The organism is Klebsiella sp. BIGb0399, assembly GCF_003752615.1.
GTDB classification, from domain to species: domain Bacteria; phylum Pseudomonadota; class Gammaproteobacteria; order Enterobacterales; family Enterobacteriaceae; genus Klebsiella; species Klebsiella lignicola.
Genome location: NZ_RKHT01000006.1, coordinates 802,548 through 814,983, shown reverse-complemented (window position 1 = coordinate 814,983; position 12,436 = coordinate 802,548). Strand labels below are relative to the sequence as shown.

9 protein-coding genes and 1 pseudogene are annotated in these 12,436 nt (G+C 57.3%); 6 read left to right on the top strand and 4 right to left on the bottom strand.

All coding sequences use genetic code 11. From position 1 onward, the window contains the following. Positions 1 to 7: 7 nt before the first annotated feature. Positions 8 to 2,113, bottom strand: a complete 2,106-nt coding sequence (gene rlmKL, locus EDF82_RS14430; RefSeq protein ID WP_123756196.1) for a bifunctional 23S rRNA (guanine(2069)-N(7))-methyltransferase RlmK/23S rRNA (guanine(2445)-N(2))-methyltransferase RlmL — start codon at positions 2,111 to 2,113, stop codon at positions 8 to 10. A 98-nt stretch (positions 2,114 to 2,211) separates the two neighbouring features. On the opposite strand from rlmKL, the gene EDF82_RS14425 reads away from it, so the two are divergent. Next, on the top strand, positions 2,212 to 3,321 hold the full coding sequence (locus tag EDF82_RS14425) for a YcbX family protein (protein WP_123756195.1): 1,110 nt from the start codon (positions 2,212 to 2,214) through the stop codon (positions 3,319 to 3,321). An 11-nt stretch (positions 3,322 to 3,332) separates the two neighbouring features. On the opposite strand, the gene zapC is transcribed toward EDF82_RS14425, so the two are convergent. Continuing rightward, entirely contained in the window at positions 3,333 to 3,875 is a 543-nt protein-coding gene (gene zapC, locus EDF82_RS14420) for a cell division protein ZapC (RefSeq protein WP_123756194.1), read from the bottom strand. A 292-nt stretch (positions 3,876 to 4,167) separates the two neighbouring features. After that, on the bottom strand, positions 4,168 to 5,178 hold the full coding sequence (gene pyrD / locus EDF82_RS14405) for a quinone-dependent dihydroorotate dehydrogenase (RefSeq protein WP_123756193.1): 1,011 nt from the start codon (positions 5,176 to 5,178) through the stop codon (positions 4,168 to 4,170). Positions 5,179 to 5,428: 250 nt separating this feature from the next. On the opposite strand from pyrD, the gene ssuE reads away from it, so the two are divergent. The 5 genes and pseudogenes from ssuE (at position 5,429) to ssuB (ending at position 9,675) form a co-directional block, all read left to right on the top strand. Then, positions 5,429 to 6,004, top strand: a complete 576-nt coding sequence (gene ssuE / locus EDF82_RS14400) for an NADPH-dependent FMN reductase (RefSeq protein WP_123756192.1) — start codon at positions 5,429 to 5,431, stop codon at positions 6,002 to 6,004. Further along, positions 5,997 to 7,017, top strand: a pseudogene (locus EDF82_RS14395) (sulfonate ABC transporter substrate-binding protein). The gene ssuE and the pseudogene EDF82_RS14395 overlap by 8 nt, the downstream one beginning before the upstream one ends. Then, on the top strand, positions 6,956 to 8,101 hold the full coding sequence (ssuD, locus tag EDF82_RS14390; RefSeq protein WP_123756190.1) for an FMNH2-dependent alkanesulfonate monooxygenase: 1,146 nt from the start codon (positions 6,956 to 6,958) through the stop codon (positions 8,099 to 8,101). Before EDF82_RS14395 ends, ssuD begins: the two are co-directional and overlap by 62 nt. Positions 8,102 to 8,113: 12 nt before the next feature. Further along, positions 8,114 to 8,905, top strand: coding sequence for an aliphatic sulfonate ABC transporter permease SsuC (ssuC, locus tag EDF82_RS14385; RefSeq protein WP_123756189.1), 792 nt, complete (start codon positions 8,114 to 8,116; stop codon positions 8,903 to 8,905). Beyond that, positions 8,902 to 9,675 carry an aliphatic sulfonates ABC transporter ATP-binding protein gene (ssuB, locus tag EDF82_RS14380; RefSeq protein ID WP_123756188.1) on the top strand — a complete coding sequence of 258 codons (774 nt, stop codon included), beginning with the start codon at positions 8,902 to 8,904 and terminating at the stop codon, positions 9,673 to 9,675. The genes ssuC and ssuB overlap by 4 nt, the downstream gene beginning before the upstream one ends. 54 nt (positions 9,676 to 9,729) lie before the next feature. Here ssuB and pepN read toward each other — a convergent pair whose 3' ends face one another. Further along, the gene (pepN, locus tag EDF82_RS14375) at positions 9,730 to 12,345 is read right to left on the bottom strand and encodes an aminopeptidase N (RefSeq protein WP_123756187.1); all 2,616 of its coding nucleotides are present in this window, start codon (positions 12,343 to 12,345) and stop codon (positions 9,730 to 9,732) included. Between the last annotated feature and the right edge of the window lie 91 nt (positions 12,346 to 12,436).

The window sequence follows — 12,436 nt, the reverse complement described above, 5'->3', positions numbered from 1 at the left end:
ATTCCTTTCAGGCTGCGGTAATCAGCCAGCAGTTGTGAATCTGACGGTTACGGGCGAAATCCTGAGACAGCGTTTTTTGCGTAATTTCTTGCGCCTTCAGCCCCAGCTGTGCCAGTCCGTCATGATCCATACGGAAACCGCGTTTGTTGTTCGAGAACATAATGGTGCCGCCTTTGCGCAGCAGACGTTTAAGATCCGTCATCAGACGCAGGTGATCGCGCTGCACGTCGAAGGCATCATCCATACGTTTGGAGTTGGAGAACGTCGGCGGATCGATAAAGATCAGATCGAACTGTTCATCGCTTTCGCGCAGCCAGCCCAGCACGTCGGCCTGCATCAGACGATGCGCACGCCCGGTCAGCCCGTTGAGGCGCAAGTTGCGCTCCGCCCATTCAAGATAGGTGCGGGACATATCCACGGTGGTGGTGGAACGTGCGCCGCCGAGGCCGGCGTGGACGCTGGCGCTGCCGGTGTAGGCGAAGAGGTTCAGGAAGTCTTTCCCTTTGCTCATCTGGCCCAGCAGGCGACGGGCGATACGGTGGTCAAGGAACAGGCCGGTATCGAGATAATCCGTCAGGTTGACCCACAGACGGGCGTTATACTCCTGAACTTCCAGGAAATCGCCCTTCTCGGCCATTTTTTGGTACTGATTCTTACCTTTCTGCCGTTCACGGGTTTTCAGCACCAGCTTGTTCGGCGCAATGCCCAGCACGGAGATCGTCGCCGCGATGATGTCAAACAGACGCTGGCGCGCTTTGTGCGCATCAACCGTTTTCGGCGGCGCGTATTCCTGCACCACCACCCAATCGGCGTAGCGGTCGATCGCCACGTTGTATTCCGGCAGATCGGCATCATACAGGCGGTAGCATTCGATCCCTTCCTGACGTGCCCATTTCTCAAATTTCTTCAGGTTTTTACGCAGGCGGTTGGCGAAATCATCCGCCATGGATGCCACGCTGCTGCCATCGGTTTCCGCCAGATGGTAGTTTTTCTGCACGCAATCCAGCGGGCCGTTTTTCGCTTTAAACTGTTTGTCCGCACGCAACTGCAGGCAGCTGAGCAGCTCCGGCGAGGCGCTGAACAGTGACAGGTTCCAGCCGCCAAACTGCGTTTTCATCGCCCGACCAAGCAGACTGTGCAGGGCAATCAGCGCCGGCTCGCTTTCCAGACGTTCGCCGTATGGCGGGTTGCTGATAACGGTCCCGTAAGGGCCTTTCGGCAGCGGATTGCTCAACTGGGCCACATCTTTGGCTTCGAAAGCGATCAGCTCGCCTACCCCGGCGCGACGGGCGTTGCTGCGCGCACGCTCAATCACACGGGCATCCACGTCAGAGCCGTAAAAACGTGACTCATAGGCAGCCAGCCCTTTACGGGCGCGGGTCTGCGCTTCGGCTTTGACTTCTTTCCACACCTCGTCATCGTGCTGCAACCAGCCGTTAAAGCCCCAGTGTCCACGATGCAGACCCGGCGCGCGATCGGTTGCCAGCATCGCGGCTTCAATCAGCAGCGTACCGGAGCCACACATCGGATCGAGCAGCGGCGTACCCTGAACCCAGCCAGAACGCATAACAATCGCCGCCGCCAGGGTTTCTTTGATCGGCGCCATGCCGGTACCATCGCGGTAGCCGCGAAGATGCAGGCCTTCTCCGCTGAGATCCAGCGAGATGTGCGCGGTCTCTTTATTCAGCCAGACGTTAATGCGCAGATCGGGTTGTTCACGATCGACGTTTGGACGCGGCAGATTTTTACGCGTGAAGCTGTCAACGATCGCATCTTTGACCTTTAACGCGCCGTACTGGCTGTTACGAATCTCGTCGTTCAGCCCGCTAAAATGGACGGCAAAAGTGGCGTCTGGGGTGAAAATCTCCGTCCATGGAATGGACTGCACGCCGAGGTACAGATCCAAATCGCTGTACACGCTACACTGGCCCAGCGGCATCATGATGCGCGAAGCCAGCCGGCTCCACATCAGGCTTTGATAGCGTACTCGCGTATCTCCCTGAAAATGGACACCGCCCTGGACTACCTGGCAGTCCAGCGCGCCAAGCCCTTCCAGTTCAGTTTTTAACAGCTCTTCAAGGCCACGAGCCGTACTGGCAAACAGAGAATTCATATCGTCACTTTTACTAAAAGAAAATTGTTGCGCATTATAGCCAATATGCGCCCCATGTCATAAAGTTAAAGGCTTATTTTTAAGCCTGGAGGCAGCGCATGCTAACGCTATCGCGACTTTTTATTCATCCCGTCAAATCCATGCGTGGAATTGGCCTGACGCACGCGTTTGCCGATATCAGCGGTCTGGCCTTCGATCGTGCCTTCATGGTGACGGAAATCGATGGCACCTTTATTACTGCCCGCCAGTTTCCTCAGATGGTCAAGTTTACCCCCTCGCCTTTGCACGACGGGATTCACCTGGCGGCGGCCGACGGCAGCAGCGCGGTTATCCGCTTTGCGGATTTTGCCCCTCAGGGCGAGCCGACCGAAGTGTGGGGGAACCACTTCACCGCGCTGATCGCGCCCGCCTCGGTGAACCAGTGGCTCAGCGGCTTCTTTAATCGTGACGTGCAGCTCCGCTGGTTAGGGCCACAGCTGACCCGACGGGTGAAGCGCCATGACGCGGTTCCCCTGACCTTCGCCGACGGCTTTCCCTATTTATTAACCAATGAAGCCTCATTGCGCGATCTGCAAAGCCGCTGCCCGGCCAGCGTATGCATGGAACAGTTTCGCCCAAATCTGGTGGTGACCGGCGCCGCGGCCTGGGAAGAAGACAGCTGGAAAGTGATTCGTATCGGCGAGGTGGTGTTTGAGGTAGCAAAGCCCTGCAGCCGCTGCGTGCTGACCACCGTCAGCCCGGAACGTGGGCAAAAACACCCCTCCGGCGAACCGCTGGCCACCCTGCAGCGCTTCCGTACCGCGCTGGATAACGGCGACGTCGATTTCGGTCAGAACCTGATCGCCCGCAACAGCGGCGTCGTGCGGGTTGGCGATGAAGTGGAAGTGTTAACGCGTGGTCCGGCAAAAGCCTACGGCGCAGGCGAGAGCGACGAGACGCTGGCGGTAGATTCGCAGCAGGATTCCGTGGTGGAGATCGCATGGCAGGGGCAGAGTTTTAACGGCAATACGCAGCAGGTCCTGCTGGAGCAACTGGAGCAAAAGGGCATTCGCATTCCCTACTCCTGTCGGGCCGGCATCTGTGGCAGCTGCCGTATCCGGCTGGAAGAAGGTGAAGTCAGCCCGCTGAAGAAAAACGCGGTGGCGGCAGATGGCACCATTCTGTGCTGTAGCTGCGTACCTAAAACTGCTTTACGGCTGGCGCCTTAGCCAACGGCTGTTTACACCGCCTGACCCAGACTGTAGCTGGCGGCACCTGATGCCGGTTGCAGTCGGTCGTTCATAATTTTAATCACATCACCAAGCTGCAAAATACGTCCTGCGACCGTCACTCCCGGCTGGGCCAGCAAACACAGGGCCGCATTTTCCCCGGGTTCAACCACCAGCAAATTCACCTGTTGCCCGGTATCGCTGAGCCAGGCGCTGGCGGCATCACCGGTGACCGGCTGCCAGCTGGCGTCATGAGAAGTGAAATGCCAGCTTTTCGGCATTTGCGGTTTCAGGAAGCGAATCGCGACCAGCGCATTAAGGACTAATTCCGCGCGCTGCTCTTTCGATAATTCTATATCGCGACATTTCTCTTCGAAGGAAAAATAAAGCGCAGCATCGTCAACGCAGAATCCGGACGGCGCGAAGGCGTCCGGGGTTAACATCCGACGCGCAAAACGCGAACGGAACAACATACCATTGGCCAAATCGAGCATCATACGATCGTGCTCTTCATCGTAATACCAACGCCAGTTATCGTCAGGTTTAATTCGCATCGTCTACCAATCCTCTTTTGCGTCCAGCCCTATATCCGTCATACTTCAAGTTGCATAAACGTTGGCTGTATTCGTTCACCCCAGTCACTTACTTCAGTAAGCTCCTGGGGATGCCCTGCGTCGCCGCCTTCCTGCAACTCGAATTATTTTGGCTATAAATTCATGGCATCCTGCAACAAAATTATTTCCAAAATTAAGAAAAGACTAAAATGTCTAAATAAGCAACAATGAAGGAATATAAAACAACCAGGGCCGGAAATAAAGCCCTGGGTGGGATCAGAGGGGGAAAAGATTAGATATGGGTAACAATTTCTTTAATCAGGGGGGGCCCTTTAAAAATAAACCCGGAATAAATCTGGACCAGACTCGCCCCCGCAGCCATTTTTTCCCGCGCGGCGATCACCGAATCAATCCCGCCGACACCGATAATAGGTAACCGACCATTTAATTCCGCCGCCAGCATACGGATAATTTCTGTACTCTTCAGCTGCAACGGACGACCGCTAAGACCGCCGGTTTCATCACAGAATTTCATTCCCTGTACCAGCGAACGATCGAGGGTGGTATTGGTCGCGATGACGCCATCAATATTATGACGAACTAAACTATCGGCGACCTGGATCAATTCTTCGAGAGAAAGATCCGGCGCGATCTTCACCGCTACTGGAACATATTTTTGATGCTTCTGCTGAAGCTCCAGTTGCTTATTTTTAATACCGGAAAGCAGATCGTCGAGGGCCTCACCATATTGTAAGGTTCGCAGCCCTGGCGTATTCGGCGAGGAGATATTAATGGCGATATAACCGGCATAGGGATAGATTTTTTCCATACAAATCAGATAATCATCTTTACCCTGCTCGACCGGCGTATCTTTATTCTTGCCGATATTAATGCCGAGGATACCGTCAAAATGCGCCTTTTTGACGTTCTCAACCAGGTTATCAACGCCGTGGTTATTAAAGCCCATGCGGTTGATCAAACCTTCCGCATCGACCAGACGGAAGATCCTCGGCTTGTCGTTGCCCGGTTGCGGGCGTGGCGTCACGGTGCCAATTTCAATAGAGCCGAACCCCATGGCACCGAGCGCGTCGATGCACTCGCCATTCTTATCCAGCCCTGCGGCCAGACCCAGCGGATTCTTAAATGTGAGACCCATGCAGGTAACCGGTTTGGTCGGCACCTTCTGGCGAACCAGCATTTCCAGCGGCGTACCTGATACTCGGCGTAATTGTTGAAAAGTAACTTCATGAGCGCGCTCAGGATCGAGCTGAAAAAGGGCTTTACGAACGAAGGGGTAGTACATGAACTCTCCTGGATTCCCGGTGGCAAACCGGGGGCGTATTATGTTCGATCGGCGCCAGAAAGGGAATTGACCTACAACAAAAAATCTCGCATCCGACGCAAACGTTTTCTTCTCTTCCCTTCCATTATGCAAATTCTGACAAAACAAGGGTGGAAAAATCATTTAGGGAAATAAATCGCCTCTGTCACACTGCACGCAAATGTTATCAATTATAGATAAATGCAAACATTTAGTTATAAGGAGAGAGACGATGCGTGTCATTACACTTGCGGGCAGCCCGCGCTACCCTTCCCGTTCCAGTGCGCTTCTGGAATATGCCAGAGCAACACTCTCCGCGGCTGATGTTGAAGTTTGCCACTGGCACCTGCAAAACTTTGCCCCGGAAGACCTGCTTTATGCCCGTTTCGATAGCCCGGCGCTGCAGACCCTTAACGAACAACTGTCCGGCGCTGACGGGCTGATTATCGCCACCCCGGTCTATAAAGCATCATTTTCCGGCGCCCTGAAGACCCTGCTCGACCTGCTTCCGGAGCGGGCGCTGGAGGGGAAAATCGTCCTGCCGCTGGCCACCGGCGGCACTATCGCCCATATGCTGGCGGTGGATTATGCCCTGAAGCCGGTTCTCAACGCCCTGAAAGCCCAGGAGATCCTCCACGGCGTCTTTGCTGACGATAGCCAGATTACCGACTATCAGCACAAGCCGCAGTTTACGCCCAACCTGCAGGGCCGCCTCGATCAGGCGCTGGAAACATTCTGGCAAGCGCTGCACCGCACCGCCAGCCGGGCCCCTGGCCTCAAGAGCATTCGCGGGGTGGAGCATGCGTAAAATCCTGCGAACCCTGACCCTCAGCGGGTTACTGACGTTTTCTGCCCTGAGCCACGCGGCGGAAAGCGCGCCTGACGCGCTGCGCATCGGCTACCAAAAAGGCAGCGTCAGCATGGTGCTGGCCAAAAGCCACCAGCTGCTGGAAAAACGCTATCCGCATACCACCATCTCCTGGGTGGAATTCCCGGCGGGACCGCAGATGCTCGAAGCGTTAAATGTCGGCAGCATCGATCTGGGCAGTACCGGTGACATTCCGCCGATATTTGCCCAGGCCGCCGGAGCCGATCTGGTTTACGTCGGTGCCGAACCGCCGAAGCCCAAAGCGGAAGTGATTCTGGTGGCCCAGGACAGTCCGATAAAAAGCGTGGCGGAACTCAAAGGACGTAAAGTCGCGTTCCAGAAAGGTTCCAGCTCCCACAACCTGCTGCTGCGGGCCCTACAGCAAGCTGGCCTGAAAATCAGCGATATTCAACCGGTCTATCTGGCTCCTGCCGACGCTCGAGCGGCGTTCCAGCAGGGCAACGTGGATGCCTGGGCTATCTGGGATCCGTACTACTCTGCGGCGCTGCAGCAAACCCACGCCCGGGTGTTGAAAGATGGCAGCGACCTGAAACAAACCGGCTCTTTCTATCTCGCAGCGCGCCCCTATGCCGACAAAAACCCGGCCTTTATTACCGGCGTACTGGAAACATTCAGCCAGGCGGATGCCCTGACCCTGAGCCAGCGCCCGCAAAGCATTACCTTACTGGCGAAAACCATGGGTGTGCCGGAAGCGGTGATCGCCAGCTATCTTGACCATCGCCCGCCCACTACCATTACCCCGGTCAGTGCCGAAACGGCCGCTCGCCAGCAGCAAACCGCCGACCTGTTCTATGAGAACAAACTGGTACCGAAAAAAGTCGATATCCGCACCCGAATCTGGCAGCCCGCCGTGGCGCAAGGAGCAAAATCATGAGTTTAAATATGTTCTGGTTTTTACCGACCCACGGCGATGGCCGCTATCTTGGCACTGACGAAGGCGCTCGTCCGGTAGATCATGGTTATCTGCAACAGATCGCACAAACCGCCGACCGTCTTGGGTTTACCGGCGTGCTGATCCCGACCGGCCGCTCCTGCGAAGATGCCTGGCTGGTTGCCGCCTCGATGATCCCGGTGACGCAACGGCTGAAGTTTCTCGTGGCCCTGCGCCCCAGCGTGATGTCCCCGACGGTTGCCGCTCGCCAGGCCGCAACGCTCGACCGCCTGTCCAACGGCCGGGCGTTGTTTAACCTGGTAACAGGTAGCGATCCGCAGGAGCTGGCCGGCGACGGGGTATTCCTCGACCATACCGAGCGCTATGAAGCCTCCGCGGAATTTACCCATATCTGGCGCCGCCTGATGGAGGGAGAAACGGTCACTTATAACGGTAATCACCAGCGGGTGCGCGGCGCGAAGCTGCTGTTTCCCCCGATCCAGCAGCCGCGGCCGCCGCTCTACTTCGGCGGATCCTCTGACGTCGCGCAGGATCTGGCGGCGGAACAGGTCGACCTCTATCTGACCTGGGGAGAACCGCCGGAGCAGGTGGCGGAAAAAATTGCCCAGGTGCGGGAAAAAGCCGCGCGTCATGGTCGCCAGGTCCGCTTCGGGATCCGTCTGCATGTGATTGTCCGGGAAACCAATGAAGAGGCCTGGCAGGCGGCTGACAGCCTCATTTCGCACCTTGATGATGAGACCATTGCCCGCGCGCAGGCGGCCTTCGCCAAAACCGACTCGGTCGGCCAACAGCGGATGGCGGCGTTGCATAACGGTCAGCGTGACAAACTGGAAATCAGCCCCAACCTGTGGGCTGGCGTCGGGCTGGCACGTGGCGGCGCCGGAACCGCGCTGGTGGGCGATGCGGCCACCGTGGCCGAGCGCATCAATGAATACGCGGCACTGGGTATCGATAGCTTTATCTTCTCCGGCTACCCGCATCTTGAAGAAGCTTATCGCGTCGGGGAGCTGCTGTTCCCGCTGCTGGATGTCAATATTCCGTCGGTTCCGCAACCGCAGAGCCTGCGCCAACAGGGCGAAGCGGTCGCCAATGAGTTTATCCCGCGTAAAGTCGCGCAAAGCTAAGGAGCACACATCATGGCAAGGTCTGCGCAAAAACTGCTGATGCGGGTTGCTCCCTGGCTGCTGCCGGTGGGAACCGTCATCATCTGGCAACTCGCGTCGTCGGTCGGCTGGTTATCCACCCGCATTCTCCCCTCTCCGGAGGGGGTCCTGAAAGCCTTCTGGACGCTCTCCGCCAGCGGCGAGCTGTGGCAGCATCTGGCTATCAGCTCATGGCGTGCGCTGCTGGGCTTTGCCATCGGCGGCTCTATCGGGCTGGTGCTCGGGCTGATCAGTGGCCTCTCGCGCTGGGGCGAACGTCTGCTGGATACCTCGATTCAGATGCTGCGCAATGTGCCGCATCTGGCCCTGATTCCGCTGGTGATTTTATGGTTCGGCATTGACGAAAGCGCCAAAATTTTCCTCGTCGCGCTGGGGACCATGTTCCCTATTTACATCAACACCTGGCACGGCATTCGTAACATCGACCGTGGGCTGCTGGAGATGGCGCGGAGCTACGGCTTATCCGGCTTTGCCCTCTTCCGCCATGTGATTCTGCCAGGCGCCCTGCCCTCCATCATGGTCGGGATCCGCTTCGCCCTTGGCCTGATGTGGCTGACGCTGATCGTGGCCGAAACCATCTCCGCCAACGCCGGCATTGGTTATCTGGCCATGAACGCCCGCGAGTTTTTACAAACCGATGTGGTGGTGGTAGCCATCATTCTTTACGCCATTCTTGGCAAACTGGCCGACGTCAGCGCACAGCTGCTGGAGCGCGTGTGGTTACGCTGGAACCCGGCTTATCATCTTCAGGAGGCCAACGCATGACCACAGCCCGTCTCAACCCAGGGATCCCGCTGTTACTGAACGGCGTAAGTAAGCGCTACGGCGACAATACCATTCTGAACGCGCTGGATTTACATATTCCTACCGGGCAATTTGTCGCGGTAGTCGGGCGCAGCGGCGGCGGCAAAAGCACCCTGCTGCGTCTGCTCGCCGGGCTGGAAAAGCCCAATGATGGCGAACTGCTGGCCGGTGCCACCCCGCTGGCGCAGATCCAGGACGATACGCGAATGATGTTTCAGGATGCGCGATTGCTGCCATGGAAAACGGTGATCGACAACGTCGGACTGGGCCTGAAAGGCGCCTGGCACGACGCGGCCCGCCAGGCATTGGCCAGCGTGGGTCTGGAAAGCCGTGCCGGCGACTGGCCGGCGGCGCTCTCCGGCGGGCAAAAGCAGCGGGTGGCGTTGGCCCGCGCCTTGATTCACCGTCCGGGCCTGCTGCTGCTCGACGAGCCGCTGGGGGCGCTGGATGCGTTAACCCGCCTGGAAATGCAGGATTTGATTGTGTCGTTGTGGGAACAACATGGCTTCACCGTGCTGCTGGTGACGCATGACGTCAGCGAAGCGGTGGCGATGGCCGACCGGGTGCTGTTGATTGAAGACGGTAAAATTGGGCTGGATTTAGTGGTGGATATTCCACGTCCACGGCGGACCGGTTCGGCGCGCCTGGCCGAGCTGGAAGCCGAGGTGCTGGACCGGGTTATGCAGCGCGGCAAGAGCGAGTCTGCGCCGCGCTTATTGAATCACGGTTAACCACCGTTTTTGATCTCCCCGGTCGCGCTGCGCGTACCGGGGATCCCCTGACCGTTACGCCAGTGCTTTACTGATTTTTTCGAACAGATCCCCGGAGAGATTCTCCAGACCTTTCAGCTGCTCCAGCGCCCCACGCATCAGCGCCTGACGTTTGGCATCGTAACGTTTCAGACGAATCAACGGCTCAATCAGGCGAGACGCCACCTGCGGGTTACGGCTGTTGAGTTCAGTCAGCATTTCAACCAGGAACTGGTAGCCGCTGCCGTCTTCCGCATGGAACGCCGCCGGGTTGCTGCCGGCAAAGGCGCCAATCAGCGAACGAACGCGGTTCGGGTTGCTGATGCTGAAGGAGCGGTGATTCAGCAGGCCGCGCACCGTTTCCACGACATTCGCCGCCGGGCTGGTGGACTGCAGGATAAACCATTTATCCATCACCAGACCGTCCTGATGCCACTTATCGTCATACTCCTGCATCAGCGCATCGCGGCACGGCAGTTCCGCCGCCACCGCCGCCGACAGTGCCGCCAGCGCGTCGGTCATATTGTCCGCCTGATGATACTGCGCGACGACCAGTTTGTTTGCCAGCTCAACGTCGCCGAACGCCAGGTAACGTAGGCAGGTATTGCGCAGTGAACGTTTGCCGATATCGGCATGTTCCACGCGATAGCTCGCGAGCTTGTTGGCGTTGTAGATTGCCAGGAACTCGTCCGCCAGCTCTTTCGCCAGCGTGCGGGTCAGCGCTTCCCGTACCGCCGCAATGGCGATCGGATCGATGATGGCAAACAATTCCGCGATTTCGTTGGCGGAAGGCAGCGTCAGAATTTCTGCCGCCAGCGCCGGGTCAATCTTCTCATCCAGCAGGATCGCGCGGAACGCGTCGGCCACATGAATCGGCAGCGACAGCGGCTGACCCTGCTGATGGCGATTGACGTTCAGCTTGATGTAGGTTGCCAGCAGGCTCTGCGCAGCATCCCAGCGGGAGAAGTCGTTACGCGCATGGCGCATCAGGAACGTCAGCTGTTGATCGCTCCATTTATACTCCAGCTTCACCGGAGCGGAAAATTCGCACAGCAGCGCCGGTACCGGCTGGAAGTAGACGTTGTCGAACACAAACGTCTGCTCGGCCTGGGTCACGTTCAGCACATGATGCACCGGATGACCGCCCTTCTGCAGCGGGATCACCTTGCCTTCGTTGTCATACAGTTCGATGTCGAACGGAATGTGCAGCGGCTGTTTTTCCGGCTGTTCCGCGGTCGGCGGAGTACGCTGGCTGATGGTCAAAGTATACTGTTCGGTTTCCGGGTTGTAGTCATCATGGACGCTCACCACCGGCGTACCGGACTGGCTGTACCAGCGACGGAAATGGGACAGGTCGACATTGGACGCATCTTCCATCGCCTGGACAAAGTCGTCGCAGGTGGCGGCGCTGCCGTCATGACGTTCGAAGTACAGCTGCATCCCTTTCTGGAAGTTGGCTTCGCCCAACAAGGTGTGCAGCATGCGGATCACTTCCGCCCCTTTTTCATATACCGTCAGGGTGTAGAAGTTGTTCATCTCAATGACCATATCCGGGCGGATAGTATGGGCCATCGGGCTGGCATCTTCAGCGAACTGCATGCCGCGCATGGTGCGAACGTTACTAATCCGGTTGACCGCACGTGAACCGAGGTCGGAGCTGAACTCCTGATCGCGGAAGACGGTCAGCCCCTCTTTGAGGCTCAACTGGAACCAGTCGCGACAGGTGACGCGGTTACCGGTCCAGTTATGGAAATATTCGTGGCCAATCACCCGTTCGATATCGAGGTAGTCTTTATCGGTCGCGGTATCGGTACGGGCCAGCACGTATTTGGAGTTAAAGACGTTCAGTCCTTTGTTCTCCATGGCGCCCATATTGAAGAAGTCGACGGCGACAATCATATAGATGTCGAGGTCGTACTCGAGGCCGAAACGGGTTTCGTCCCATTTCATGGAGTTTTTCAGCGACGTCATCGCCCACGGCGCGCGATCGAGGTTGCCGCGGTCAACGAACAGCTCCAGCGCCACTTCACGCCCGGAGCGGGTTTTGAAGGTATCGCGCAGCACGTCGAAATCGCCGGCCACCAGCGCAAACAGATAGCACGGTTTCGGGAACGGGTCCTGCCACTGGATCCAGTGACGCCCCTGTTCCAGTTCCCCCTGCGCAACGCGGTTGCCGTTGGAGAGCAGGTACGGATACTTCGCTTTATCGGCGATAATTTTGGTGGTGAAACGCGCCAGGACATCCGGGCGATCCAGATACCAGGTAATATGTCGGAACCCTTCGGCTTCACATTGGGTGCACAGCGCTTCGCCGGACTGATACAGGCCTTCCAGCGCGGTATTGGCCGCCGGGCTGATTTCATTGACGATAGTCAGGGTGAAATGTTCCGGTAATCCTTCGATCACCAGTTGGTTATTTTCTTCTTTATAGTGGCTCCACGGCTGGCCATCCACGTTCAGGGAGACCAGCGTCAGGTCTTCGCCATCCAGACGCAACGGCACATCAGACGCCGCCGCGTGACGGGAGACTTTACTCTCTGCCGTAACAACGGTTTTCTCGGCATCCAGGTCAAAGGTCAAATCGATATCGCTAATCAGATAATCCGGCGCACGGTAATCGTGGCGGTATTTGGCTTGGGGCTGTTGTGTCATAAAAAACCTTTAGCATGTTCCATAAAGTGTCAAACCCAGTCTATTCCTGTTGTGTAGATCGCGCTACGCAGAATCTTCATCTTTTCAATGC